Annotated in this window: 23 protein-coding genes; 11 read left to right on the top strand and 12 right to left on the bottom strand. The window is 52.2% G+C overall.

The features are described from left to right. The first annotated feature begins 84 nt into the window (after positions 1-84). Positions 85-645, top strand: a complete 561-nt coding sequence (locus ACZ51B_RS05620; protein ID WP_464296252.1) for a hypothetical protein — start codon at positions 85-87, stop codon at positions 643-645. A gap of 33 nt (positions 646-678) precedes the next feature. On the opposite strand, the gene ACZ51B_RS05625 is transcribed toward ACZ51B_RS05620, so the two are convergent. After that, positions 679-1,881, bottom strand: coding sequence for an MFS transporter (locus ACZ51B_RS05625; protein WP_464296253.1), 1,203 nt, complete (start codon positions 1,879-1,881; stop codon positions 679-681). Positions 1,882-1,952: 71 nt separating this feature from the next. Between ACZ51B_RS05625 and ACZ51B_RS05630 the strand changes: the two genes are divergently transcribed. Then, on the top strand, positions 1,953-2,870 hold the full coding sequence (locus tag ACZ51B_RS05630) for a LysR family transcriptional regulator (RefSeq protein WP_464296254.1): 918 nt from the start codon (positions 1,953-1,955) through the stop codon (positions 2,868-2,870). Here ACZ51B_RS05630 and ACZ51B_RS05635 read toward each other — a convergent pair. After that, the gene (locus tag ACZ51B_RS05635) at positions 2,863-4,797 is read right to left on the bottom strand and encodes a dihydroxy-acid dehydratase domain-containing protein (RefSeq protein WP_464296255.1); all 1,935 of its coding nucleotides are present in this window, start codon (positions 4,795-4,797) and stop codon (positions 2,863-2,865) included. The two genes, ACZ51B_RS05630 and ACZ51B_RS05635, sit on opposite strands and share 8 nt — an antisense overlap. A 612-nt stretch (positions 4,798-5,409) precedes the next feature. Between ACZ51B_RS05635 and ACZ51B_RS05640 the strand changes: the two genes are divergently transcribed. After that, positions 5,410-5,880: a hypothetical protein gene (locus ACZ51B_RS05640; RefSeq protein WP_464296256.1), complete on the top strand. Its 471-nt coding sequence runs from the start codon at positions 5,410-5,412 to the stop codon at positions 5,878-5,880. A gap of 2 nt (positions 5,881-5,882) precedes the next feature. Further along, positions 5,883-6,941 (top strand): hypothetical protein, encoded by a 1,059-nt coding sequence (locus tag ACZ51B_RS05645; protein ID WP_464296257.1) that lies wholly within the window; start codon positions 5,883-5,885, stop codon positions 6,939-6,941. Positions 6,942-7,008: 67 nt separating this feature from the next. Here ACZ51B_RS05645 and ACZ51B_RS05650 read toward each other — a convergent pair whose 3' ends face one another. Both ACZ51B_RS05650 and ACZ51B_RS05655 read right to left on the bottom strand, forming a co-directional pair. After that, complete coding sequence (locus ACZ51B_RS05650; RefSeq protein ID WP_464296258.1) at positions 7,009-7,935, bottom strand: fumarylacetoacetate hydrolase family protein; 927 nt, start codon at positions 7,933-7,935, stop codon at positions 7,009-7,011. Between the two features lie 35 nt (positions 7,936-7,970). Then, complete coding sequence (locus ACZ51B_RS05655) at positions 7,971-9,512, bottom strand: hypothetical protein (protein ID WP_464296259.1); 1,542 nt, start codon at positions 9,510-9,512, stop codon at positions 7,971-7,973. A 58-nt stretch (positions 9,513-9,570) separates the two neighbouring features. On the opposite strand from ACZ51B_RS05655, the gene ACZ51B_RS05660 reads away from it, so the two are divergent. Both ACZ51B_RS05660 and ACZ51B_RS05665 read left to right on the top strand, forming a co-directional pair. Further along, a complete protein-coding gene (locus ACZ51B_RS05660; protein WP_464296260.1) occupies positions 9,571-10,101 on the top strand; it encodes a PadR family transcriptional regulator in 531 nt (176 codons plus the stop codon). 31 nt (positions 10,102-10,132) lie between these two features. After that, positions 10,133-10,864: a hypothetical protein gene (locus ACZ51B_RS05665; protein ID WP_464296261.1), complete on the top strand. Its 732-nt coding sequence runs from the start codon at positions 10,133-10,135 to the stop codon at positions 10,862-10,864. 48 nt (positions 10,865-10,912) lie between these two features. Here the strand turns inward: ACZ51B_RS05665 and ACZ51B_RS05670 are convergent, their stop codons facing one another. Further along, entirely contained in the window at positions 10,913-11,242 is a 330-nt protein-coding gene (locus ACZ51B_RS05670; protein WP_464296262.1) for a hypothetical protein, read from the bottom strand. A gap of 57 nt (positions 11,243-11,299) precedes the next feature. On the opposite strand from ACZ51B_RS05670, the gene ACZ51B_RS05675 reads away from it, so the two are divergent. Beyond that, positions 11,300-11,944, top strand: coding sequence for a hypothetical protein (locus tag ACZ51B_RS05675; RefSeq protein WP_464296263.1), 645 nt, complete (start codon positions 11,300-11,302; stop codon positions 11,942-11,944). Positions 11,945-12,267: 323 nt separating this feature from the next. On the opposite strand, the gene ACZ51B_RS05680 is transcribed toward ACZ51B_RS05675, so the two are convergent. The 3 genes from ACZ51B_RS05680 to ACZ51B_RS05690 are packed head-to-tail and all read right to left on the bottom strand — an operon-like array spanning position 12,268 to position 17,197. Beyond that, positions 12,268-13,152, bottom strand: coding sequence for an NAD-dependent epimerase/dehydratase family protein (locus ACZ51B_RS05680; RefSeq protein WP_464296264.1), 885 nt, complete (start codon positions 13,150-13,152; stop codon positions 12,268-12,270). A 20-nt stretch (positions 13,153-13,172) separates the two neighbouring features. Beyond that, positions 13,173-16,289, bottom strand: a complete 3,117-nt coding sequence (locus tag ACZ51B_RS05685) for an alpha-mannosidase (protein ID WP_464296265.1) — start codon at positions 16,287-16,289, stop codon at positions 13,173-13,175. A 50-nt stretch (positions 16,290-16,339) separates the two neighbouring features. Beyond that, a complete protein-coding gene (locus ACZ51B_RS05690) occupies positions 16,340-17,197 on the bottom strand; it encodes a prepilin-type N-terminal cleavage/methylation domain-containing protein (protein WP_464296266.1) in 858 nt (285 codons plus the stop codon). A gap of 218 nt (positions 17,198-17,415) precedes the next feature. On the opposite strand from ACZ51B_RS05690, the gene ACZ51B_RS05695 reads away from it, so the two are divergent. Beyond that, positions 17,416-18,534 (top strand): substrate-binding domain-containing protein, encoded by a 1,119-nt coding sequence (locus ACZ51B_RS05695; RefSeq protein WP_464296267.1) that lies wholly within the window; start codon positions 17,416-17,418, stop codon positions 18,532-18,534. A gap of 3 nt (positions 18,535-18,537) precedes the next feature. Here the strand turns inward: ACZ51B_RS05695 and ACZ51B_RS05700 are convergent, their stop codons facing one another. Continuing rightward, positions 18,538-19,806, bottom strand: coding sequence for a TlpA family protein disulfide reductase (locus tag ACZ51B_RS05700; RefSeq protein ID WP_464296268.1), 1,269 nt, complete (start codon positions 19,804-19,806; stop codon positions 18,538-18,540). A gap of 233 nt (positions 19,807-20,039) precedes the next feature. Between ACZ51B_RS05700 and ACZ51B_RS05705 the strand changes: the two genes are divergently transcribed. Next, positions 20,040-20,744: a cupin domain-containing protein gene (locus tag ACZ51B_RS05705; protein WP_464296269.1), complete on the top strand. Its 705-nt coding sequence runs from the start codon at positions 20,040-20,042 to the stop codon at positions 20,742-20,744. 8 nt (positions 20,745-20,752) lie between these two features. Here ACZ51B_RS05705 and ACZ51B_RS05710 read toward each other — a convergent pair whose 3' ends face one another. Then, positions 20,753-21,421 (bottom strand): SGNH/GDSL hydrolase family protein, encoded by a 669-nt coding sequence (locus tag ACZ51B_RS05710; RefSeq protein ID WP_464296270.1) that lies wholly within the window; start codon positions 21,419-21,421, stop codon positions 20,753-20,755. A 228-nt stretch (positions 21,422-21,649) separates the two neighbouring features. Here ACZ51B_RS05710 and ACZ51B_RS05715 point away from each other — a divergent pair, with 228 nt between their 5' ends. Further along, a complete protein-coding gene (locus tag ACZ51B_RS05715; protein WP_464296271.1) occupies positions 21,650-22,507 on the top strand; it encodes a prepilin-type N-terminal cleavage/methylation domain-containing protein in 858 nt (285 codons plus the stop codon). Between the two features lie 51 nt (positions 22,508-22,558). Next, positions 22,559-23,788: a YdcF family protein gene (locus ACZ51B_RS05720; RefSeq protein ID WP_464296272.1), complete on the top strand. Its 1,230-nt coding sequence runs from the start codon at positions 22,559-22,561 to the stop codon at positions 23,786-23,788. Here the strand turns inward: ACZ51B_RS05720 and ACZ51B_RS05725 are convergent. Both ACZ51B_RS05725 and ACZ51B_RS05730 read right to left on the bottom strand, forming a co-directional pair. Beyond that, a complete protein-coding gene (locus ACZ51B_RS05725; RefSeq protein ID WP_464296273.1) occupies positions 23,777-25,150 on the bottom strand; it encodes an MBL fold metallo-hydrolase in 1,374 nt (457 codons plus the stop codon). The genes ACZ51B_RS05720 and ACZ51B_RS05725 overlap by 12 nt on opposite strands. 8 nt (positions 25,151-25,158) lie before the next feature. Then, a complete protein-coding gene (locus ACZ51B_RS05730) occupies positions 25,159-25,665 on the bottom strand; it encodes a rhodanese-like domain-containing protein (protein WP_464296274.1) in 507 nt (168 codons plus the stop codon). Positions 25,666-25,672 lie beyond the last annotated feature (7 nt).

A 25,672-nucleotide genomic window follows, 5' to 3' on the forward strand; every position in this document is an offset into this window, starting at 1 on the left:
AACAAAGTCCCTAACCCGAGGGTCCGTTGGATGACTCCTTTACTCAATAACCGTCAACTCATTTACCCAAGCGCTTACTAACCAATGCTCCTACTATCAGCCCAGCTTCTGAGTACCTACCCCCCCCCCGCCACCCAATCCTTCGCCAACGTCGAACGCATCGTGTCGGCCACGTGCAAGACCGAAATCACCAAGGATGGTGCGACTGTCGAAGTAGCCCTCCTTTGCAAACAAAGCGGCCCAAAGCAAAGAACGATCAAGACCTCCTTCGACTCCCTATCGAGCGCAGGTAAGACCCAACGACTAAAAGTCATGGACAACGGTCGCTTGGTGCTGCTGCCCTTTCATCACCACACTCACTACAACACTCTCATCGGCTTTTATGTGAAAGGCAATAAGTTGGTGGTTGACGAGAGCTACGCCGAAGTCATTGCTAAGAGCTTGCCTCGAAAGCTTCGGAGGCGATTCGCTCCTGACAACGTCTCTCTCCACCAAATCCAAGGCGACCATATCAACATCGACTTCCGAACCTCAGATGAAAAGGATGGAGTAAAAGCCAACTGCACCGTTCACAACCTCGTATGGCATTGCAATCAAGCCAAATACTGGCGAGACCCTGCCTGGGACGGCGTCCACCATTTTTAGACAGGCGCTCCAGGTAGCTCTCAAAGAAGATCCTCACACCCGCGCGCTCCTCACCCGGATCCCCAGGGCACCGAGCGCGGCGACGAAAGCGAGAGTCGGTACTGCGGTCCAGCCACAGCGAGCGAGCAACAGGCCTCCCAGTGCGGAACCAACAGCCATTCCAGCGAACATCCCCACGAACAGCACGGCGTTAAGGCGACTTCTCGCGCCAGGATCGATTCCGTATACGATGGTCTGATGGGCGATGAGGGTGGCTTGCACGCCAAGGTCGAACAGAACAGCTCCGACCGCAAGCAACACGAGAGCCGCTTGGGGTGATTCGAGATGGACGAGCGCCATCACTCCGAAGGTCACCGCAACAAGCCCTGCTCCAAGTTGTGTCACCAAGCTCGGGCCTCGCTTATCCGCGATCAAGCCAGCAACAGGTGCGCCAAGAGCCCCGGCTGCACCTGCCAAACCAAACAGACCAGCACCCGCACTTCCAATGTGGAACGGCGCCGCGTGAAGCATGACGGCGAGCGTAGACCAGAAAGCGCTGAAGCCGACAGCGAGCAAAGCCTGTGCGGCGGTCGCATTTCTTAGCAGTGAATACTGCTTCCAAAGTTGAACAAGTGAACCGATGAGCTCTCGGTAATGCAAGGAGGTTGTGGGATGAAACTTTGGCAGAGCGCACCAAAGAGCCACCCAAACCAAACTTACGCTGACTGCAGCAGCTAAGAACATCACGCGCCAGCCAAACCACTCGGCGATGGCACCGCTCACTACCCGAGAAAGGAGGATCCCAAGCAGCAAGCCCGTCATGACAGTCCCCACTACTCGACCGCGATGTTGGGTAGGTGCCAGAGTGGCAGCCGCAGGAACGATATCCTGAGCGATCGTTGCTGTAAGACCAATTCCAAAGCTCGCAACCAGCATTACCTCAATAGAAGTAGCGATTGCAGCTAACAGCAACATAAAGACCAACGCAGCACCCTTGATAAGGATGATCTTCTTTCGATCAAACCTATCTCCAAGAGGAGCTAGCAAAAGAATCCCAAATGCGTAGCCCAACTGAGTCAAGGTTGGCACCGAACCGAGTACCGCGCCCGAAGACTTCAGCGATGGCCCCAAGATTCCGAGCATCGGCTGGCTGTAGTAAAGCGAGGCAACAGAGACTCCCGTTGATGCAGCAAGCAAACCAATAAGCAGGGGCGATATCTGCTGTCGAGTTTCCGATTGCTCTAGAACTGATTCCATACAAAGATTCTGACCACCTGCAGCGCGAATGAGTAGACTTCATTTCAACATGTTTGTTATACACTGAATGCATGAATGAACTCTCATCGCCCGTCGATCGCCTAGGACTCCTGCAGACCTTTATGCGAATCGTGGATGCTGGGAGTATCTCGGCGGCCGCCATACACCTAGGCACCACGCAGCCAACGGTAAGCCGACGGCTACAAACCCTGGAACAATCGCTGGGTCTCACACTTATCAAGCGCACCACACACAGCCAGAAGCTCACCGAAGACGGAGAACGCTGCTACGAACGCGCCAAAGAGCTCCTGGCTGATTGGGAGTCTTTTGAATCGGATCTCAAGGGTGCGAGGGCTGATACCAGCGGACATCTCCGAATCGTAGTCCCCCACGCCTTCGGCCAGGAAAGAATGGTGGTGCAACTCGCCGAGTTTCTTCGTTTACACCCTGGAATCACCGTGGAGTGGATGCTACGAGATAACGTTCACGATTTCGTCTCCGCAGGCGTGGATTGTGCCATCCAGGTAGGCGAAGTGACCGAGCCAGGCGTGGTAGCTATTCGGCTCTCGGAGGTCCCTCGCATCGTCGCTGCTGCCCCCGCATTCGCAAGCAACTCCCCCCAAACCGCAAAGGACCTCGAATCACTTCCGTGGCTGTCTCTTTCAACCTTCTACCGAAATAGTCTCACACTCACACACTCGAGCACACGGAAGTCCGTGCGACTCTCCATACAGCCTCGTGTGATCACCGACAACTTATACGCCCTCCGTTCGGCCGCCGTACTGGGACTCGGCGTCTGTGTGGGTTCAGCTTGGCTCCTCTCCGAAGACTTAGCAAGCGGCAAACTAGTGCAACTCGTCCCCGAATGGCAGGCAGCCCCACTACCCGTACACTTGGTCTACCCCAGCGCACCCTACTACCCTGCCCGACTCCGGAGCTTTATTCAGTTCATGAAACAGACAATCCCAGAGAGCGTTTCCTTCAGCTAAGTGCGGCCCTCAAGAGTTCGATATCCTCCACACACCCACCCCACGGACCGCCTGATAGATGCTGAATCAGGGCCCATTGCTGGATGTAGTCAGGCATATTCGGGTCACTTTCCAAGTCCTTCCTTCGAGGTCGGTTTCGAAGGATTTCATTGCCCGCTGAGACCGAGACAGCGACTCCGTTCTCGCCAACCATGTTAATGGATCCAACAAGAGACCGGGTATCCAGATGGATCTCTATCATATCGCCATCCAGCAACTTCCCAAGGTTTGCGTTTGGCGCTAAAGCCTCGGGGGAAACATGCCCGAAGCAAGGACCCGTGGTTACACCGGAGAATCTTGCATCGGTCAGCAACGCGCAATCTGAAAGCTCAGGGATCCCCTTGAGCGCCGCAGTCACTTCATACGTCTCTGGCATCCCCGCCCCCATGGGACCGCGGCACATGATGACAATGACTTCGCCTGGTTGGATCTCTCCCGACTTCACTGCTTGTATCGCCTTCGATTCACTGGTGAAAGTCCTACACGGTGCCACCTTATGATAGATCCCGTTAGAGTCCAACAGTCGTTGATGGATAGAAGTAGCCTTCACTACGCTTCCTTCCAATGCGAGGTTGCCCGTCGGATACGCCACAGTGGAACCAAATCCAAGGGCTCGAGCTTTTGCGGGCGGGAGAATAACGTCATCTGGATCGATGCCGTCTTCCGAGAACAGCCGTTCACGGAGGATCCGCCGTCTATCGCTTGATCTCCACATCTCCAGATTCTCTCCAACTGAAAGCCCTGTGACCGTCTGGACATCACAGTCGATGAGGCCCATCTCCGCCAGGTGGAGCATCACCTCTGGAACCCCACCCGCCATGAACACCCGTACGGTTGGATGGATGCCAGTCGGCAAGCAATCAACAATCCGGGGCACTTTCAAGTTGATGCTTTGAAAGTCCTCTCGCGTCGGCCTCGCGAGTCCAGCGGCATAGGCAATGGCTGGGATATGAAGGAGCATGTTCGTAGATCCCCCCATCGCCGCATGAACAGCCAAAGAGTTCGCTATGGAAGCCTCGGTAAGAATGTCTTCCACACCCACTTTCCCAGTTCGCATGTCAACCAATGCTCTTGCCGAATCGCGAGCAAGCTCAGTCCAAATATCGAACCCGGAGGGCGCAAGAGCAGCATGGGTTAAGGTGAGTCCCATCGCTTCAGCAGTTGCCTGAGCACTTGCAGCCGTCCCAAAGAACTGACATCCCCCTCCGGGTGTGGCGCATGCCTTGCAGCCAAGATCCTGCGCTTGTTCCAGGTTGATGAGCCCCCTGGCAAATCTCGCACCTAGGGACTGGATGGTTCCAGCGTCCTCACCGTGCTCAGGAGGCAATGTCACGCCTCCGGGCACCAAAATTCCAGGGATCTTCCCTGGATACTTGGTAAGCGACGCAACCAGCATGGTCATTGCAGGTAGCCCCTTATCGCATGTCGCAATACCGAGCACACCCTCGGCACAAGGGATTCCACGTAGCTGTGTAGAAAGGCTCTTAAAGATAATGTTGCGCGAGGCCAGGCTAATGTTCGACCAAATAGTGCCCTGCGTTCGACCGTCACATGTATCGCTGGTATAGAGCGCAAACGGCAGCTGCCCAAGTTCTTTTAACTCTTTCGCTGCAATCTCAACCAGCTTATACAACTCGTTGTGCCCGGTATGCGCACCAAGAGCGGCCCCAGGCCAACCCCCTAAGGTTGAGAGAATCACCATGTTGGGATCCGTTGCGCCCTGGCCCGTTCCTCCCATCCCCGCATTCTGAGACATCCCAAACAGGTCACCACTCGGTCTCTTTAGAAGGTCCTCTTCAGTGTAATCAAGCGAACCTTCTGGTCCTTTGCTTTTCAGTGGAAATTGGAGGCTGTCTTTCTCAGAGAGGTGATGGCGGAGGAGCTTCATTGCTTTCATCTATGAACCAATTCCTTTTCCTCACCAAACAGCCGAGCTTGGTTTGGGCCACTTTTTAGGCAGGAATTGTCAACACCTGATTATCTCACTGCATTTAGTTTTTCCGACAAGTTCGAAGGAATATTCCTGCCGCGCCGTGGAAACTCCCAATTAGAGTGACTGTCATCTGTCACGAATTTGTCACGTCAGGCCCTTTTCACAGATGAGCCGCAAACACTCATGGGTGATCGATAACCAGGTACGAAGTAACGTTTCCCTTCTCATAAACGAAGCCAAACCTCGAGCAACTAGCGTGACAGTACAAAGCTAGATCTGTCACGCAGTGCTATGTAAATATGGCTCTCAATCATGAAACCACGTGCTTTCTTGGTAGGGGCTACGCTAGGCTTGCTTATCACAAGTTCAATGGCTCAGACCAAATTTGATTTTTCACTTACAGGAGAGAGGATTGGATCTGACGAATCGAGCGATCTGCTGACCTATTCCCTGAAGACGTCACTAAGGAGCAACCTTTGGCTTCTTGTTCGAGGGACCGAGAGCAAAGTAAATACGTTCAGTGGGAGCAGCTTTGCTATCCATCACGGTGGTGGAGAACATGAAGTGATGCTGCAACTGAATCCAGTTGATTACAGAAATCTCGACCTCGCACTTGGACTCTCCGTTCCTAACACCGCAGAACGGTCAGGCTACGTGCAGACCACATACAACGTCGGTTACTCAAGTAGCGTTCGAGACGCGAACTACCGACTGGGCGTTCGTGGCATTCTTTTCCCCTCACCACTTAGCCTTGTTTCTGTTGGCGGGAGTTACAGGCTCGGCCCAACCCACTTCACCCTCTTTGGTGAAGCTGGAGTCCTCATTACGGGCGACAACACTCTAGATACGAGCAATGGCAGTCGCAAAAGACTCGCCGTCGCGAAAATTGGGTTGGAGTACAGCCCGAATGCCAATGGAACAGGCTATCGATACGCAGTTGCACTTACCAACCGACTCGGCGACACCACCGGCCTAAGCCTTAGCCCTGCACTTGGTGGGCGCTACGGTGTGGCAGTTACTTTAGGGAGCAGATTCTAACCATGAAAACGATTCAAACATTTGCCCTGCTGGCAGTTGTGTTAACCATCGGTTGTGGCGGTGGCGGTCAACCCGTGAACTCGACAAGTGTCACCACGACTGTTCCTGCAAACCCTAATGCAAGTGATAGTCGGGCCATCAGTAGCAATGGCTACGTAGTCGGAACGGTTGCCGTTGCGGGAGTTACACATGCGGCACTGTTTCTCAGAAGTGGACAACAAGCGCCCACACGATACACAGTTACCTTGATTCCAACATTAGGCGGAACTCGCTCGAACGCTAATGCAATCAATGAAGCAGGCCACGTAACAGGCTGGGCATTTGTTCCGTCCCAGGAATACCATGCATTCTTCTTTAATGGATCGATTACGGACATTGGGCTCTTGTCAGGAGACCAAGATAGCAGTGGAGCATCCATCAATAACAATGACGTAGTTGTCGGTGGCAGCTATGCACCTACAACCCAGAGTTCCCATGGCTTCATTTGGGACAGCACAAACGGACTCCATCAAATTAACGATCCTCTTTCAGGAACTGACGGCGTAGCCGTTGCTGTGAATGATTCGAAGACGACGATTGGATATTACAATCTTTCTGGATCCACCTATTCCTGGTACACACACCCTAGCTCGGGACCAGCACAGGCAGGGGGCCCCATGGCGGAAGGATACGCTTTGGGAATCAATAACTCGGGCGTGGTCGTCGGCAATGGGTTTGCTGTCCAAGGCACTCCGTGGACCTTTGATCTGTCATCCAATACATACACAGCACTTCACACGAATGGCGGAAATGCATTTGCCTGGGCGGTCAACAATAGCGGCGAAGTGGCAGGTCGCGACAAGTTTGGATCCGCAATCCATGCGTGTGTATGGGCAGCAGGACATCAAACAGATCTGGGAGCAATAGGTTCACCAAACGTGATTGACCTCAACACTCGGTTGTCACCGGCAGATCAGGCTACCTATCACCTAGTTGAGGCCACAGGCATTAATGCCGCCGGACAAATATGCTGCAACACTGGAACAAAAGGTGTAATCCTGACTCCAGTTTCCGGGGGATAAAGACCCTAAAATGAGGGCAAATAGGTCAATCACACAATCATATTTGCCCTCACTCGGAGAGTCTTCATCAATATCGAACGATCCGAGTTGACGCCTCAACCAAACCCAATTGAGGGCTAGAAATCGTGACCACGTCGCCCTCGGCCAGCGAGAACTCGATCGGTGGAATGATCCCAGTTCCTGTAAACAACGCAAAACCCCGTTCGCTGCTGGTGATAGTCCGTGCATGCTCCACCAAACTCTCAGGTGTGCGCTTCATTTGGTCGCTTGAGTATTGATCATCGTAGAGTGTTTCACCGTTGCGGCGGATCTGCATGGAGATAGTGACCGCCTCCCGCTTAGCCAAAGGTGCAAACACGGTGAGCCAAGGACACAGCGTGGTGCAGCCCGGATAGGTCTTGGCAGCAGGAAGGTAGAGGGCGCTTCTGCTCTCAAGCTGCCTCGCGGTCGTATCGCTCCCAATCGTTTCGGCGACGATCTCACCAACATGATTGACGATTAGGACTCGTTCTGGCTCAGGAACACTCGACCCAATCTGACCATCAGGTGCTCCATCGGGCCGAATCCACAACTCGTTTGGCTTGGACAAATGCTCCTTCTGAATCGCCTTAAAGAACACTTCAGGCGGATTGGCTGGGTCGTACACCACGTCATACGGAGTGGGTCTACCGTCGTCAGTCACCTCGGCAAGGCTGCCGGCTCGGAAAGTCTCCAGGCGTCGCTCGCGTAACGAGTTCGAAAACGTAACGCCCGCTCCAAGTATTGGCGTCTTGGCTGGTTCAATCGGATTCAGTAGCTTCGGGTTTGAAATTGCTTTCCCGACCTTGTGTGCCTCCAACAGAACGGCAAACAGTTCCTCTCTTGGTCTGAGGAGAAGCCGCAGAAATCCTGCCGCACCAGCGAACTCAGGCTTCGTACAAAGCATGAGCCCACCACCGGCCCTGATCACTGGACCGGCTGAGGTGCGGGCCACAGAAAGACTATCGAAAGTCATGAGCCAAGTATCGCACCTTTCTGCGGCATTGAGACTTACAGTTCGATGTGGAGCTTGTTTCCAACCAAAGAAACCTTTCCTCGAACGTTGGTGAGGGTTACACCGGGAAGTTTCAACTCCTTCAGATCAATCTGGCCAGGCGTGAGTGCGGCCGCAGACGATAGCTGAAAGTGCAGCGTTTTCTTCTTGTGATCTTGGATCACCGGCCTTGGTCCGTCTTCGGAAAAACTAAGAGACCCCACCGTCCCACGGATTGGCACCAGCCGAAAGATCGTTCGGTTAGAGTCGACTCTTAAGATCCCAAAAGGCGTAAAGGACATCTGCACCTGAGGCTTTTCTAGCTTAGAGTAGTCAATCACCAATTCTCCTGGTGCCGCCTCAAACTGCTTCAGTTGGTCTTGAATATAGGTCTCACCTTCCTGCGCAAGCTTAGTCTTTTGTGCCAAAAGCTGGGCATAGCGGGGCGAGGACTTGATGGATGCGAGAGCCTTAGCAAGTTCTTCGGGAGCTGCTTTCAGCGTTCCTTTTGCAATGCTCGTTAGACTCACGCCCTTCTTAAAGATCTCACCATGCCACTTGGCTCCCAACCGATCTAGGAGTGCACCCACAACCATCCCCGAAAAATAGAGTCGGAATCGCACGGGTGAGGCACCGTAGAGGTCGTTGTTGATCCGCATGGCACCGGTCATGCAGCGTTGCATCTTCGTAATCAATCGTTGTCTTTCTGCCTGAAGATCACCATAACCTGGAAAGCCCTGGATCAACCACATGTCTCGTCCAGGCCTCTTGCCCTCCATGCACTGCAGAATTCGATACTCCACATACTTCGCCGTGCCTTCGTTGAACTCCGTTCCATCTTCATAGTCGGAAAGGTCTTTACCCAGGGCAGCTTGACGGGATAGCCGCACAGCAAGCCATTTGAGCGCTTCCGTTCGGAGCTGATCGCTGGTTCTTGCAGCTAAAGCTGCCGCAAGACAATCTGATTCGATCGCAAACCCCACGTTATTATCGACGGACAGCGATGGATAGTTTGCCAGCACCAACTCGTTCCCTCCTTTGCCAGGTGCCATGCTCCGTTGATATACGTGAAAGGCCTCATGGGCAAACATCACCATGGCGCTAATCGGATCAGGCTGAAGATTGTCTGCAATCTGCTCCAGTGCTTCCTTGGGGTCCGATGGTAGCTGACCGACAAGGCTTTGAATGATCTGACGCTTGTTCGACAATGTGTCAGACATCACAAGTGTCTCGACACCCGCAACCTTCGTCGATGTATTCTGGCCATCGAACTCCATAATCGTTGGGCCATTCTTGTAGTAGATAGCTCCAATAGGCGACTGAATCGGACCGCTGTATCTTTGAAAACCAGCAGGGGGAGTGGGGTGGTTGATCAGAAGATCCTGCTTGCCCGTTTGGTAGATCAAAAGAGGCGTCTTTCGGGCATTCCAACCTGGCCAAACAGCGTTACCCGGCTTACCGATGATCGACCAAACCTCGTTGGCCTGCACCAGCATCAGTGGATCGACCTGAATTTGAGCTTGCGAGGCAAGGATAGCTAAAGCGGTGACTACTAACATTTACGAATCGTAAACTACCAGATTTCCGATTCGTAAAGTTCCCGTATAATGACAAGCTGTGAGTATCGACCGACCTCTTTCCACCCTTGAGATGACCGCCCTTGGAATCATCCTGAAGCAAGGTCCCTGCATTGCTCACACCATTGTCACTGAGTTTGCTGGCTCTCAAACATATGCCTATCGAAGCGGTGCCGGGTCTGTTTATCCGCTGCTCAAAAGGTTGACCGACGCTGGGTTGCTGACCTGCGAGGACCGGAGATACAGTCTAACAGCGCAAGGAACCCAAGCCTTGAGAGAGTGGATCATGCCGCCGTTTGAGCCAAACGAAATCACCACGAATCTAGATGCCCTGCGCTCCCGCGCCTACTTCCTCAAGGTGCTCTACCGAGACGAAGTAGTAGAGTTCTGTCGCAAGTCTTACCAGGCGCTTGAGCAGCTTCTTGAAGAGTGCAAAGAAACTTGTGAAGCTTACGGAGTATCGGGAGATCGTATCTCCCAACTGGCCATGCGTGGAGCGATCTTAGAAACGGAGGCTCGAATGGAATGGATCAAGGAACTAGAGCGCTCCTATTCCTCAGACATTCTCTAGAACTTTCACGAGGTCATGTGCAAGCATTATCATGATGATGAAACTGACACTTCCATTAGCATGTGCGGTTCTTGGTCTTAGCGCCACCCATGCCCAGGCCCAAACTAAGTTCGATTTCTCAGTAACGGGCCAGCGAATCGGCACGGATGAGTCCAGCGATCTACTCACCTACTCGCTAAAGGCAGCTGTCAGAAAAGACCTTTGGCTCATCTTTCGTGGCACGGAGAGCAAGATCAACACCTTTAGGGGCAATGGATTCTCGATTCGACACGGCGGAGACGAGCATGAAATCATGCTCCAGCTAAACCCCAAGGATTACGCGAACTTGGATCTAGGCCTCGGAGTCTCTGCGACCAACACCGCCGAGCGATCTGGTTATGCCCAAGTTACGTACAACGTAGGCTACTCCAGCAGTTGGTCCGACACAACGTATCGGTTAGGATTCCGCGGCGTTCTTACTCCTTCACCTCTGAGCCTTGTATCCGTGGGAGGAACCTATAAACTTGGATCAGTGCCCCTCTCACTGTTCGGCGAGATCGGTGTGCTCATTACAGGAAACAACACGATTAATACCACTAACGGAAACCGCCAGAGACTTGCAGTGGGCAAGATTGGTCTGGAATATTGTCCAAATGGGAAAGGGACTGGCTATCGATACGCCATCTCTCTCACCAATCAACTTGGAGACTCGACCGGCCTAAGCCTGAGCCCGGCACTGGGTGGCAGATATGGCGTTGGCGTAACCGTCGGCTATCGATTCTAACCAACTGTCGGCAAGTATGGATGACGTGACAACTCGATACTTGCCGACTTACTTCCGCTTGGTACCTTGCTTCAGTTTTTCAATCTCATCGCGAAGATCAGTGATTTTTGCATTCAGCTGCTCAATTGTTCGCTTAGACGCGTCTTCAGCTTTCTTCTGAGACGTGAGCTTCGACTTAAGCCCATCCTTGTCCCGTCTTCGCTCGTCTGCCTGTCGCTCAGCTTGCTCTTTCGCGTTCTGCAACACCAGCAACTTCCCACGCAGAGACTCGTTCTCCTGCTTCAGCTGTTCGATCTCTTGTAGCAGATAAGGCCTTGAAACCCACCAGCGTTTGAACCTATATAGAACCTTATTTACGTATTCGATCGTGTTCCTCAATCCGTTACATGTTAGCAGAAGCCGTTCAGGCTAAACTTGCACAAGCGAGCTTCTCAAATGGTTACAACAGTCCTCTCTCTTCTTCTTGCTGCGGGTCAGGTCGCAAATGACGACCGAGACGTGATCCAGGCGGCGATGCTCCGTTTCTATCATCGTGAGACTTGGTTGGACAGCGAATGGAAGCCTAAGAAGCACGTTTTCCTTTATGCAGAGTTACACAAAAACGATGGCGAAACATTTGAGAATGCACTGCAGATGCTTTGGATCCGGAAAGAAATCAGGCGTGATCACTTGCGGAAAGATTTAAAGGAACACCGAGACTTAAATCATCCTGAACCAGACTTGAGTTCGCTTGAGAAGGAAGTTGCATTACTTGCCAAATTACAGAACTTAAATTCCCTACCAGTCACCTACAAGCCAGCGCCATCGATTCCACTCGGGCAAATGTCTTGGAATCCTCGAATTGTCCTCTATCTTGGAGAGAACTCTTGGATCACCTCCGATCCGAACTTAGATCTTTCTCAAGAAAACAGGCCCACCATTGCTTACCCTTGGCAACCGCTCTACTCTCCGGACGGGAACTTCGCTTTGGTTAAGTTGGGGCTACAACACGGCCGGCACGGAGCGTCGGTCACTTTCTTGTTCGGACGGACTTCAAGTGGTTGGAAACAGAAATCGATCTTAGCTGACTTCTACCTTTGATCTTTTTGAAATGAAGGACGCGACCAGAACACCCGCCAAAGCAAGTGTAAACATCAAAGAGGAAGCACTTTTTGTGGAGCCGCAATCACCCGAAAGCGCGCCAACGGTCCACGCTGGATGAGCCAAGAGGATTAAGACACCCACCACAAGGTTAGGCTTTAGCCGCTTCGCGCGAATGGAGTCCAAGACGAGCAGCGACGTGAGTAAGAACGAAATGCCTGCCATCAAATCACTGAAAGCAATGTTTCGATGGATCAACTCTAAAATGCGAGGTCCACTACAAGCAAGCATAACTTTGAGACACACAAACGAGAACGAAGCGTTCACTCTTTTTTGAGGCGGACATACATAAGACTTCCATCTGCCCAGAGCTTGGTTACGTCTTCCCCGCGTTCATCTCGTGCCTTCAAGTCACTGAGAAACTCTAGGAATCCAACCTTCGGAGTCCAACCTAAAACGGTATCGGCTTGTGACATGTCGTGTTGCTCAACCTCCTTAGGAAGCTCAAAACCATACTTCACCATAAGCGCAGAACTGCCAGGCAGTTGAGTCTCACACCAGTCTGGACCAAATTGAGCAAAATCCGCTCTCACAGCATCGGGCAACCCATGATTGGTATGAATGATCGAGTTGAAAAGACCGTACTTCCCAGCGAGTCCAGCTGTTACACATGCGACGTTAGAGGCAGCAACATCCGTAGCATCCACCCCATTGCGCAACAGCTTCTCGCCAAAAGCAAGATAAGGCTTAGGAACGAAGTCGTGGTATCTCAGCGAAGCTACGGGAATTCCCATCATGTTGTGATAAGTGCGACACAGATCCTCACCGATCACCTTCGTGAGCCCGTAGACTCCCCCATGACCATAAGCCATCGACGAGGCATACACAATCGTCTTGACCGCAAACCTTTTGCATGCCTCAAAGATGTAGAAGGTGCCATCCACGTTCACCGCAAAGATCGTTGCATCACTCACAGGAGGAACATGCGCACAGTGCCATGCAGCCAGATGGACAACCCCATCGCAACCCTCCACAGCAGCATGCGCATCTTGGGGAGAACGCGTGTCGCATCGCACAAACTCCACTCCGTCAAACTTCTCGACGGGCGCAACCACGTCTGCCATCCGAACCTGATACCCAGCGCGCAGAAGCTGCTTTACGGTCTCTCTTCCAGCTACACCCGCAGCTCCAGTCACTAATATCTTCATAGCTAATCCTCAGCCAAGGCTCACGGAGCTTTCCAACTCGGGTGATCTTGCAGCGTATCATACAGCGGATTCAAAGGAGTTACTTCCTCAACATCCGAAACACTTGCCGCGAGAATCACGATAGAAGGATCTTTAGGAAGCGTAACCGTCTTAGCACCCGCCGGTAGCGGGATCGCATATCGGAACAGATAGGCAAAGTGATAGGCATCGTTCGTGCCATCCGCCAGCTTTCGGTGGTCTGCATACCATGCGATTGGCGCACGCTTGATATAGCCAGGGGCGATGCCAAGTAGAGCATGAGGCCAAGAACCCGTTTGTTCATCCTCAGTCGCTCCATCCCACAATCGCGTATCCCACTGGCCCACAAACCCATCCCAAGCCTGAATATTCAAACGATTTGGCTTTGCGTCCACCAGAAACTCTGCCGAACGATCTCCACTTGCCGAGGCAGCGAGCAAGTAGAGCGTCCGACCCTTAGGAAGAGACACGTTCTGCCCGTCACAGCGAACTCCTTGTTGACTGAGGCTAAAACTAACGCGACCGGACTGAATCTGTTGAGGCAACAACTCACTCGGCAAACACAGTCCCTTTCCATCAAATCCTCGCCCATTTGTCAATTCTGCATCTTGAGGAAGGACCACTAGGATTGACTTAACCTGAGCATCAATCGACTTGAGCCGAACCGCAAAGCTGCGGACAGAGTAGGGGCTCAAACTGAAGTTTGACACATCAACTAATCCAGTCTTCGCATGTTCCTGACCATCAATCTCTCGTGATGCGAGAACCGGACGGCCAAAATTCAATTTCACATGAGATGCTGATTTACCTGCTTTTTCTAAAACACGAACAACGATTTCGTCCGAATCCTCGGCCTGTTTCAGTGCCATCACTTCCACGTTCGGGTCAGAGGAACTCACGAGAGAGAGGCTTCTCCCATTCTGACCAGCGTGGGACGCAGTCGCAAAAGGCATGAGAGGCTGAACAAACCTTGCCGCCTTGTTAGGTGTCTGTGCGTTCTTCCAATCCCCAGAGTGGCCATGAATTGCATATCGAATCTCATGACGCCCCCAATCTCCCGTACCCTGATGTTGGAATCGATCCGTAACTCCGGGTGTGTAAAGAAGCGTGAGCCGTAACGTTTGATTGTCTGGCTTATCCGATCCATACTTGGCCTCGCTCAAAACCGAAACTCCGTAACCTCCACCCACATCGGTCAGATCAAACCACCGTTGTGAAGGTCCTTCGTACAGCTTCTCCCAGTTGTTCCCTCGCTGGACCGTGCCAATCCCGCAATCGTAAGTCGCTTTCTCATTCTTTGCAGAGAGCGGAAACACCGCTTTCAGGCTGCACTCTTTAGAACGCCAATCGATCGTTTGCAGAAACTCTACGTTCTCTCCGCCGTCCGTCAGGCGCACGACACTTTCAAACTTCGAACCTCTTGCCTCTCGCTCCACTTTCAGCGCAACCCGAACCGGGCCATTTTCAAGAATTGTCACCTTCGCTGGTCCATCAACAAAGCCGATCGGCGGCTGCTTTTGATCCTGCCAATCCATATTCCAAGCCGGATGGCGCGTCGGCTTCTGGTGAAGAAATGCCAACCGTATCGGACCAGACAGCAACTCCTTCCCAAGCGTTTTATCGAAAACGGATGATATGTCACCTGCTTGGTTCAGATGCACCCGATACCGATCATTCTCTAGCTCGGTCGAAGAGACTCTCAGCTTGCTCTTCACGTGACTCTCACCTGAGCGGACATCAAAGACTGAAAACCCTACAGACGGAACCGCAGCGCGGAACAACAGCTTATCTCCAATTCTTTGTGATGGCAGTTCATTGCCGTCTGGACCAACCACACGAGAACCAGTTTCAAGAGTTGTCTCGACAACCTCATTTCGATTACTCGACACAGGGTTAAAAACAACCACCGCTCGCCCCTTTGCTCGTGTGTCCATTAATCGACCTACTTCCGCAACAGATGACGTGACAACATCAGCAGACTCATTCAGAGCCACCACCTGATCATTCCAAGCATAGGCATACGCCTGTGGTATGGAGGTTCCGGGCAAGATGTCATGCATCTGTCCACCCAAGAATCTCTGCCAAGCGTCCGTGATCTTTGCTTGAGGATATGCAGTTCCTGCAAAAACTTTTGCCGCCACCGATGACCGCTCCGCAGCATCCGCAAGAAGTTCATTGCGATGATTCCACCTCTTCATCGTCGCACCAGACGTCGCCGTACCTGCACTATGCTTCGAAATCAGCAATTCACCTTGATAACTAGGAAGCGACTTGACTTGATCTGTACTCAAGTCATCAAACATCTGATCAGCTGCCTTCGCAATCACGCGAATCGGCCCCGAGCCAGTCTTGCTTTTCTCAACCCAAGCTACGGAATTTGGCCCCGGTGAGCCGCCTTGGTCTCCCTGACCGTAGTAGGTGTAATCGAGCAAGAGCCCGGATTTCGCTTTCTGATCAGCCATTCTGGCCAGGATAGTCTTGCTGCTCGAAAGATCTTCCTTCACCCCGGTGTGATAGCTCTGACAGTTGAGAGCGCCCACGATGAAGTTCCCATCTGGCCCGACCCATCTCCCAATATTGAAAGGAATCGGCGCACTTGTATCCGGGTAGTAGCTGAGTTTACATGTCGACATTCCCTTCAAGCCAGCATGAGCAAGCGTAGAAGGGAGCGACGCAGGAAACCCAAACACATCCGGCACCAAATAGTTATTGCTCTCAACTCCAAACTCTTTCTTGAAGAATCGATTGCTGTAGAGCACCTGGCGGATGATCGACTCAGGCGCAGGAATGTTCGCGTCACACTCGTCCAACCCTGACCCTGTAACGACCCATCGCCCCTGCTTCACATACTGCTTTAGCTTCTTGTACTCCGCAGGATAATAATCCTTCATGAACTGATAGCGCTTCGCGCCAGTCCAGTTGAAGACGTAATTGGGATACGTTTCGAAGAGCTCAAAGTTCTCCTTCAGCGTCTTCGGAATGAAGTCGAGAATGCTGTGGCGGTAGTTCCAGCACCATTCGGTATCGAGATGGGAATACCCGACGAGATAGAGTGTCGGCTTATCAGAGAAATTGCTCTGCGTACATGCGAGAGCAGCGAGGGCGGTCAAGAAGGGCATAGTCGGAATGAGGTCGGTGGGGCCGACATGCGGCCCCGTGAGTAGCTGAGTTAAGGAGTGACGGTTTCGCTAGGCTTCTGGAGTTTGAACATATAGAAGTCGTTTCCACGAACCTGAGACCACTTGCGGTACTTGGCAGAACCGTCCGCCAACGTGTAGTTCGCACCACCAGTGTGCCCTACGGTTGGAGCACTTGTGTTAGCTCCGCAAGGAAGGTTATTGGAGCCAGTATTGCTATTGGGATCACGTCCGGCAAGTTTCCAATAATCGGTACCCGTGAAGAGCGATCCACGTGGACTTCCCACATAGGCGTTATTTGCAGCAGAACTGTTCTGAATCCAAACTTCAACAAGTGCAATGGTATTTGAAGGCTGATCAACAATCGAAGCGTTCTTACCGGTTCGGCGAGGAGCATTGTTGTACGTAGTCAAACCAGTGTTCGTGTCTGCAGCGCTGCAACCTCCAGCCGCAGTGGTGATCTCACCCACATACATGTAGGAGCGTCGAATCGCTTTGACCCGATAGCTGCCATCCCAAAAGCCGATGTCGTTGTTGGAGGCTGGCAACATTCGCGAGCCATCGCTTGGACAAGTCCAAATCTGGTCGTTCTTCGTGTAAGGATAAAGCATCACGTCGAGTGGTTTTCGATTGTCAGCACCACCATTCACGTTAATAGCCGGTTCTCCGTCTGGCAGACCGCCTGGGTACGTATCGTCATTGTCGTTTAGGTAGAGCTGAAGCCCAAGACCGATCTGCTTCACGTTGCTGAGACATGCCGTCTTTTTGGCCGCCTCTTTTGCCTGTGCAAACACTGGGAAGAGGATTGCAGCGAGAATAGCGATGATTGCGATAACCACCAACAGCTCAATGAGCGTGAAGGCGCGAGACCTTAGATTTCGATTTAACATTCTGAGACTCCTAGATAAATCCAGTTAGCAAGTCCATCCATGCAACCTACAATTGGTATACATTTCTTATCGATTGGTCTACTGTGACACCTACGATTTCTAGCTTGAAGATAACTGAAGGAAACTTATATTGAAATTGCTTGGTTAAATGGTAGTTAAACTCACGACATATTGGTATATAAAATATATACCAATCCAATATGTATAATAGAATCTTAATGTCAGCACGCCCATCCTTGCATCGCTACGAGGAGATCGCAATGGAAATCCGAGCGTGCATCCAGCAGGGTGTCTATACAAGCAAGGGCCGCCTTCCCGCCGAGCGCATCCTGGCGAAGACTTTCGCAACTCAGCGAAACACCGTGCGACAAGCATTAGGACTTCTAGAATCAGAAGGACACATCCGGTCGGCTCGAAACAGTGGCTGGTACATATCAGGAAGCTCTGTACCCGCAATCAAGGGCAAGACACCTGTCCGCCGCGTAATGCTGGTCACCTTCCGGAAACCGACGGGAGCTACCATCGATGGAATTGCGATAGGCCTACGCGACGTGCTAGAGGCAGCAAATGTCCCGATGCTCAGATTCGATTCATCAGGTTTGGAAGAATCGAGTCACATCAAGGCGATCGAAGAACTCACTACGGTCGATGCGGGTGGAATCATCATGTGGCCGCACAACATCGTTGATTACAATCTATTGAAGAGCCTCCAGTCTTCGGCGCCTCTCATCCTCGTAGATCGCCGAGTGATCGGCTTTGAATCTGACAGCGTTACATTCGACGACCGGGAAGCTGGCAGAACAGTCACCCATCACCTTCTGCAGCAAGGACATCGACGGATCGCCTTCCTGGGCGATGAGCCCTATGTTGAGAGCGTTCAAAACAGATGGTTCGGCTATCGACATGCCCTGGAGGAGAACGGCATCACCCCGGATGACAGGCTTACGATTCTCACGTACGGACGCAACGAGCCAAACTTCAACAAGTTTGTGATGACTGGACTCATTGAAGTTCCAAACAGACCGACAGCCGTGGTGTGCTCAAACGACACAGTGGCTTCAGCTCTTTGGCTTTTGCTCAGAGACCATGGCCTGAGAGTCCCACAAGACATCGCAATCACTGGCTTCGGAAACGCCTCATCAGGCCACTTAGATGTCATGGGGCTCACAACGATGAGCCAACCATTCGAAGAGTTGGGCCGAATTGCTGGTCGGTTGCTGCTAGACCGTATGTTTGGGCCGGTACAAAGTGATTCGCGACACACAAATATCCGGCTTCCGATGGAGTTGGTAGTAAGGAATTCGAGCGGCCCTCACGAACCGCTCGAATCGAAATGAACTCTATTTCTCCGCGATCACTTTCTTCAAAACTTCGCGGGTTTCATCTTCGCTCTGCTTCCCCGCACCGACCTGGATGTGCCGGATATTTCCTTTGCGGTCGATCAGTACCATATGCGGGATAGGTCCGACGTGAAACTTGAGGTGCGACTCTTGCTTCGTATCGAAAATCACCGGCCAGTTCATTCCAAACTGCTTGACGAAGCCGTGCATCAGGTCAAACTCTTTGTCCTTCGAAACACCTTGCTCAGCACCGTAGTAACCGTAGAAGCTGGTCACGCTGACCACCTGAAGCCCTTGGGGTCCATACTGATCCTGCATTTTCTTAATGCCAGGCAGTGCAGCTTTGCATGGCCCGCACCAATGAGCCATAAAATCTAGGAGCACTACCTTGCCTTTCAGCGATTTGATTCCCTGAAACTCTCCAATCGACTTCTGGAAAACCAGTTCGGGCGCGGGTGTTCCCATGGCAGTAGCCTGAGCCAAAAACTCGTCGACTCGATGAGCGGGTCCCTGCCCAAACGCATTGCTCGACTTGCTATTCGCAAACCGCGCTCTAAGCTTTTTCATCTCCGATATCAGGGCCGGGGACGGATTGTTGCGATACTGCAGTTCGAGAACCTTCATCTTCAGGTCCACATAGGCATATTCGCCCATCCCATTTCTCTGATCTGGACTAGGCGTGATGTCGATCTTGTCAGCAAGCGCATTCAGCCACTTGATCACAAGGGCTGGCTTCTTTTTATCGAGCCCTTTACGGACAGCCGCACCGTTAACAATTTCTCCCATCATCCCAACCTGGGAACCATTCCAGTTGAGACAATGCCTGGCAACCTCATAGACCTGATCTTCTTTCCCTTCCTCAATCAGGTTCGACATGAGCTCAGCCTGGGTAAACATCGTCCGGACGCTATAGTAATCAAGCGCCTTAGTCTGAAGAGCCATCGCCTGTGTAGGCATCTTTGCCTGACTAAAAAGCTGCGCCCAATCACTCGCCTGGTCATCAGGAATCTGCTGAGGCTGAACGTCTTTTAGTAAGGTCCGGATATATTCAGCAACCTTCGCCTCCACTTCACTTCGAGTGACCGGCTTATCCGGCGTTCCCCCAGCAAAGGCCTTCTGATAGAAATCGTTGACTGACTTCTGAGTGGCTTCGAACTCGGCCTTGGTCAACATCGCTCTCTGGGTGCCACTTGCCGCTTGCGGAGTCTTGGCATCCTGCAAATTGGGTGATAAGAGTGTGAGAGCGAAAGCGAAAGAGTAGATGAACATGGCGATTACTTCTGCGAGATGGATCCAGCGCTAAGCACGTTTGCCCTCAGAATTTCGAGATAAGGGCAACAAAGTGAACGCAATGAGATGCCTTCTACAACTCCTTATCATACGAAGCGTGTAGACGCCGATTCGAAACACCTGATAAAACCGAGATTCCATTGCGACTATTCCATACCCTTTAGTCGCATTCTTCGCCTCATAATACTTAAAGCGTCGGATGTAGAGGGAACATGAGACAAACCGAGTGGGATTGGGAGCAGGTTTCCAAGCGATTCAAAGAGAGACGTAAACTCTTTGGCTGGACGGTCGAAGAAGCCGCCGCGCGCTCAGGCGTCTCCCGAGACACCGTGATGCGAGTCGAAAAAGGAAAAGCCTGTAGCAACAAAAGCCTTCACGCCCTCCGCTCGATATATGCTCTTTTTTCAGCACAACTTGTCCATCACCCTTCCGCATCTAAACACTACGCTTCTTGCCACGCAAACGAAATCCGATGGATGGCCGCAAGTCATCGCGATCACAAAGGGAGAATCGTTAAGGACATAGACTACAGCCTAGTCGATGATCCGAATGAGCGCCAGCGCCGCGCAAATCTAGGCTATCAGAGGTTCTTCACAGGCTTTATCCGAAGTGAGCTTCAAGGTGGTGTCATGAGCTGCGGTCTCATGGAGATCTATCAACCAAGCTGGGAAGACCAACACTTTGGCGAAGAGTTTATCTACTGCCTCTCAGGATCTGCGATGATCACTGTGGAGGACGATGCCTGTATCCTAAATGAGGGCGACTCCATCGTCTTTGACGCAGTCAAGAAACATCGATATGCTCCTTCTCCAGACTCGGAGCTCCCAGCCATCATCCTTTTTGTCGTGGCAAAGCGTCCAGATGAAGCAAAACGAATTGCCGAAGGACTTCCCATTCGCGAAAAGTGGGGAGTGTGAACAACGATCTACTTAATCTTCGGGAGCAGGGGAGTCAGTGCCTCCACCCAAATCTTGTAACCCTCTGAATTCATGTGAAGCTGATCCGCAACAAACAACTCCGGTCGCGGTCCGCCATCCTTGCTCAACATCTTCCGAAACACATCCATAAACTTCAAGCCTCGCTCCCGCTTGCAATAGGCAGCGATCAATTCGTTAGTCTTCCTAACTTTATCAATCTGCTTCCACCTTGATGGCGCCGGGGTCACAGAAATGTAGATAATCGGCACACGGCGCTGCTTCTCGCGGACCTTGCGAACAAAAGCTTGGTAGTCCGCCAACACTGTCTCAGGAGATTTACCAGCAGCAAGATCGTTCGTACCGGCAAAAAATACGATCATCTGAGGCTCATACGGAGTCACGATCCGGTGCGCAAAATAAGTCGAATCGCTCACTTGCGAACCCCCAAAACCTCGATTGATGACGTGATAACCTGGAAAATCATCTTTAAGCGTCTTCCAAAACCGAATACTCGAACTCCCCACGAAAACGATCCCATGCTTAATTGGGGGATGCATCCTATCGGCAGCTTCAAACTTCTCGATATCTTCCTCAAACGGAGCACGCGGAGTGGTCTGAGCAATCGGCAATCCAAACAGCAAAGCCGAACAAACAAGAAACGCGCTGCGCTTGATCATCACTGCCCAATCCTAACACACACTTCCAAATGTGTGGAATCTCCACTGGACAATTCCGTGCATGTCAGACAGCGCAAATAGTGTGAAATACACGAATCCCAAAAGTAATTGTCACGTTTAATCAGGCCTTAAGGATTCCTTAATAGATACCTAACTCAACCTTAATGCAAGCCCGTTACGCTCTCAATTCACGAGGGGCTTGACTCTTCGGAATGTACGGTTTTTCTCATGAAGAAAGCATTTACTCTCATTGAACTCCTTGTCGTGATTGCGATCATCGCGATTCTCGCAGCCATTCTCTTCCCAGTGTTCGCGCAAGCAAAAGAGGCAGCCAAAAAGACAGCCTGCCTTAGCAACACCAAGCAAATCGGCATCGGTCTGCACCTTTATCTTGGAGATAACGACGACACCTACCCAGGCGCTGACCAAATCGTCCCAGATGCAAAGAACACATCAGCCGGAGATCCTCGAATTCCGTATGACCTCCAGTTGATGCCCTACATCAAGAATGAGCAAGTGTTCTTCTGCCCAAGCGATAGTCGGACTCGTCCAACCGCTGCCACATCACTCAACTTTTGGGATGTCGCATATCGCGCCAAGGCACTTCCACGATCCTACCAATACGTATCCAACATCGTCACGGTTGAGGGCGGAACCAGCGACTACGATGCAAATACCGGTCTTAGTACCTACCCTCTTAAAATCAGCATGACCAACGGTCCCATCGGTCGCAATGCGAGCCAGGTGGATCAGCCATCCAACACAATTGCTCTCCTCGAAGTGTGGGGACCGAGCATGAAAGGTTCAGACTCCTCCTACGTGGGTTCGGCCTCTTCGGCAGTCTTCGTCGGCTGCGATCTATGGAAGCTAGCAGGACGCAAGCCGGGTGCAACAACAGGTGGCGACTCGCTCCCCGGACCATGTGCAGGAGCAGCAAATAACATCCCGACGCCCGGCCACTCGTCCAACTCCTCCAACTACGTGCTTGCTGATGGTTCAGCCAAGTCTCGAACATGGAGCCAAGTGCGTGCAAACGACTTCTACATGTTCAAGCTGTTGAAGCCTTCCACGACCGTCACTCCTTAATCCTTCAAAAACCTGGGGAGCGAGCTCGAATCGCTCCCCAACCCCACTCGCATGATTTCAGCTCTCATTCCATTCATCGTCACACTCACGTCTCCAGTCTCAGACGTACCCGTGGCTTCCCCACTTCCCCTCCAATCCGCGATCCAGGACAAGAACTTCTACGCTCTTTCAGTTCTCTCAACTGATCCAATCGCCAAGAAGTCCCTTGGTAAATCCCAGGTACTCAAACGAATTGCTCAGACGAAAATCGAAGCCCTCCAAAAAGCGTACAAGTCCTCCACCATCGATTGGACCAGCCTGGAATTCTCTGAGTCTGAGGTGAATCAGGTTGGAGAAGAACTGGCGCAACTCGCTTCAAAAGAAGCAGAACTTTCCAGAATCACCGAAGGCAAGATTCGGAGCAGCGGTTGCTACTACCAGTTCCATAATGCTGGCACGAGCGAACTACTTGATAAAGCCTGGCGTGTCTGCGCAGGCGGCATCAATAACGCAATTCGCGTTTACGGAAAGGGCGAGCATGGACGTTCATGGGAAATCGACGGAATCTCCTACGACCCCAAATCAACGCTGTTCCTGATGATGCTCCATAACGTGTTCGGTGTTGTGCTGGAACAGTCGAAAGAGAACGATAGCTTCTTTGACCCAACCCTCAGACTCAGCTTAGCTCTCATGGACGTCAATCGCCGAGATGAAGCTGGTCGTCTAGAACCCATGGAGAAGGGCGAGAACGCTGCAGCATATAAAGCGATTCGCCACACAGCGTGGGACAGATACACCTACTCGCTGATTCTCGTCCCAGGTTTCGGCCCTGAAGAACCAGATGTCCAACTGTCCCCCATCGGCAAACTAGGACTCCAACTGGCTGCAGATCGCTACAAAAAGGGTCTGGCACCTTTCATCATGGTGTCCGGTGGCTACGTCCACCCCAAGCAGACGAAGTTCTGCGAGGCTCTCGAGATGAAGCGGAGTCTGATCAAAGACTTCGGAATCCCAGAGAAGGCCATCCTCATCGACCCCCACGCTCGTCACACCACAACGAACTTGAGGAACGCAGCAAGAATCATCTACCGCTACGGCATACCATTCAACAAGCCAGGGCTGATCACCACAAACACCTACCAAAGCTCCGACATCGAGAGCGCGGCCTTCCGCAACCGGTGCCAGCGAGTGTTTAACTTCCAGCCGATCAAAGTGCAGAAACGGATATCGGATTTCGATATCACGTTCCTGCCCAACATCGAGTCGCTTACAATCGACCCGATCGATCCACTAGACCCCTGATCCAATCAACTGGGGGGAATCTTTCTGAACAGCAGAGATTCCTCCCTGTAGCTCCCAAATGTCCTGGAAGCCAGCTTGCCGCAGAATAGAATAGGCCACCAGCGAGCGAGCACCCGACGCGCAGTGCACGACAACCTTCTGATCTCTTGGTAGCTCCGCAAGGTGATCCTTGAGACTCCAATAAGGAATATGCGTCGAGCTCTTGATGCTAGAGGCTCGTCTCTCGGCGGTTCCGCGCACGTCCAGGATAAAATCACCCTCTGAGACCTGATCACTCGTCACAACCTGGAACGTGCCGAAGTTCTCCTGAAGCAGGTCCCCAGGGCGAACAAAACCCTTGACGACATCCAGCCCAATCATCGCTAACTCGCGGGCAGCCACATTCGCTTCCTCCTGAGAATTGGCAATCAACGTGACCGGCTCGTCGTAGCTGAGAATCCATCCCGCCCAAGTAGTGAACTGCTTGCACATAGGAATCGCGATAGAGTCGCGATAAGTCTGCTTCCGAATCTGTGCCGCGGGCCGAACGTCCAATAGGTTCCCCAAAGGTTGCGAAACATGAGTGACATCGGGCATCGAATGCAGAACGGCGGGCCCCTGTCGATTCATCATTTTCATGTTCTTGAAGTACTTCGGTGGCTCAGGCTGCCCAGAAAGAACCTCTTGAACAAACATCTCCTCTGTCGCAGCCTTCAGGGCCCAATTGGTCTTTCGCTCATAACCAAGTGTCGTAACAGGGCTACCGCCCAGCGACTTTCCGCATGCAGAACCCGCACCATGCCCAGGCCAAATGAGAAGTGAATCAGGAAGATCACTTACTAGCTTAAGCGACTGATAGAGCTGTTTGGCGCCCGCTTCCATCGTGCCAACAATGTTGGCAGCCTTCTCCAAAAGATCTGGACGCCCCACATCACCCACAAAAATGAAATCCCCAGAGAAAAGTGAGTGAGGAATCTCGCTCGTCGGATGATCGACCAGCAGGTATGCCATGTGTTCCGGTGTATGGCCAGGCGTGTGCATCGCTGTAAGAGTCACGTTCCCAACCTGAATAACGTGGCCGTTCTTCATCAGCACCACGTTGCTCTCGTTACCGAACGCATAAGTCCAATCAGGGCCACCTTCATCACTCAGGAACATAGTCGCCCCTGTGGCAGCTGCTAGCTCTCGGGTTCCAGAAAGATAATCAGCGTGGATGTGCGTCTCAGTAACGGACACAATCCTCAATCCCAGAGATTCGGCCATGTCCGTATACTGCCGCGTGTCGCGCAGCGGGTCAATCACAATCGCCTCTCCCGTAACAGCGCAACCTACCATGTAGCTGGCCTGCGCCAGTTTGTCGTCAAAGAAACTACGTAAGATCATGTTGTCTCCTAATTCGAAACCCGATTCCAGGGCATTTTCGCGAGAACGACTGCCATGCCACAAATGTTAGTAATCCCAGCAAACGTCAAACCCGCACCAACGAACATTGAAAGATAAAGCCAACCGCTGAAGCCCGCAGCTGCACCCACTGTTCCAACCAGAACGAGCAGGCCCGCAATCAGCCGAACTTGCCGTTCAAGAGCCCAGGCAGTGCTTACTGACCTCACCACAGGTCTTCCCTCTCGAATCCATGCAGCAGTCCCACCTTCAACCTTCAAAGAATTCGGAAGCTGCTCACAAGCCATCTGCGCTCGAGCCCCACTCTGACAAAGAATAGCTACAGTCCCGTTCCCGAGGTCTGCGGCTCTGGCCCGTAACTCTTCCAGTGGAATATTGATCGCCCGAGCAATGTGTCCGGCTGCAAACTCTCCCGGACTACGAACATCAATAAGCTGCAGGCTCGAATCCACTTGGAGACGGTCGGCAAGTTCACTTACGGTAATCGTTTGACTCATATCTACA

This window comes from Fimbriimonas sp. LA-C6 (assembly GCF_055398105.1).

Coding starts and splice junctions, on each gene's coding strand:
- ACZ51B_RS05620 (WP_464296252.1), top strand. CDS start 85: ATGCTCCTACTATCAGCCCAGCTTCTGAGTACCTACCCCCCCCCCGCC.
- ACZ51B_RS05625 (WP_464296253.1), bottom strand. CDS start 1,881: ATGGAATCAGTTCTAGAGCAATCGGAAACTCGACAGCAGATATCGCCC.
- ACZ51B_RS05630 (WP_464296254.1), top strand. CDS start 1,953: ATGAATGAACTCTCATCGCCCGTCGATCGCCTAGGACTCCTGCAGACC.
- ACZ51B_RS05635 (WP_464296255.1), bottom strand. CDS start 4,797: ATGAAGCTCCTCCGCCATCACCTCTCTGAGAAAGACAGCCTCCAATTT.
- ACZ51B_RS05640 (WP_464296256.1), top strand. CDS start 5,410: ATGCTGCAACTGAATCCAGTTGATTACAGAAATCTCGACCTCGCACTT.
- ACZ51B_RS05645 (WP_464296257.1), top strand. CDS start 5,883: ATGAAAACGATTCAAACATTTGCCCTGCTGGCAGTTGTGTTAACCATC.
- ACZ51B_RS05650 (WP_464296258.1), bottom strand. CDS start 7,935: ATGACTTTCGATAGTCTTTCTGTGGCCCGCACCTCAGCCGGTCCAGTG.
- ACZ51B_RS05655 (WP_464296259.1), bottom strand. CDS start 9,512: ATGTTAGTAGTCACCGCTTTAGCTATCCTTGCCTCGCAAGCTCAAATT.
- ACZ51B_RS05665 (WP_464296261.1), top strand. CDS start 10,133: ATGATGATGAAACTGACACTTCCATTAGCATGTGCGGTTCTTGGTCTT.
- ACZ51B_RS05675 (WP_464296263.1), top strand. CDS start 11,300: ATGGTTACAACAGTCCTCTCTCTTCTTCTTGCTGCGGGTCAGGTCGCA.
- ACZ51B_RS05680 (WP_464296264.1), bottom strand. CDS start 13,152: ATGAAGATATTAGTGACTGGAGCTGCGGGTGTAGCTGGAAGAGAGACC.
- ACZ51B_RS05685 (WP_464296265.1), bottom strand. CDS start 16,289: ATGCCCTTCTTGACCGCCCTCGCTGCTCTCGCATGTACGCAGAGCAAT.
- ACZ51B_RS05690 (WP_464296266.1), bottom strand. CDS start 17,197: ATGTTAAATCGAAATCTAAGGTCTCGCGCCTTCACGCTCATTGAGCTG.
- ACZ51B_RS05695 (WP_464296267.1), top strand. CDS start 17,416: ATGTCAGCACGCCCATCCTTGCATCGCTACGAGGAGATCGCAATGGAA.
- ACZ51B_RS05700 (WP_464296268.1), bottom strand. CDS start 19,806: ATGTTCATCTACTCTTTCGCTTTCGCTCTCACACTCTTATCACCCAAT.
- ACZ51B_RS05705 (WP_464296269.1), top strand. CDS start 20,040: ATGAGACAAACCGAGTGGGATTGGGAGCAGGTTTCCAAGCGATTCAAA.
- ACZ51B_RS05710 (WP_464296270.1), bottom strand. CDS start 21,421: ATGATCAAGCGCAGCGCGTTTCTTGTTTGTTCGGCTTTGCTGTTTGGA.
- ACZ51B_RS05715 (WP_464296271.1), top strand. CDS start 21,650: ATGAAGAAAGCATTTACTCTCATTGAACTCCTTGTCGTGATTGCGATC.
- ACZ51B_RS05720 (WP_464296272.1), top strand. CDS start 22,559: ATGATTTCAGCTCTCATTCCATTCATCGTCACACTCACGTCTCCAGTC.
- ACZ51B_RS05725 (WP_464296273.1), bottom strand. CDS start 25,150: ATGATCTTACGTAGTTTCTTTGACGACAAACTGGCGCAGGCCAGCTAC.
- ACZ51B_RS05730 (WP_464296274.1), bottom strand. CDS start 25,665: ATGAGTCAAACGATTACCGTAAGTGAACTTGCCGACCGTCTCCAAGTG.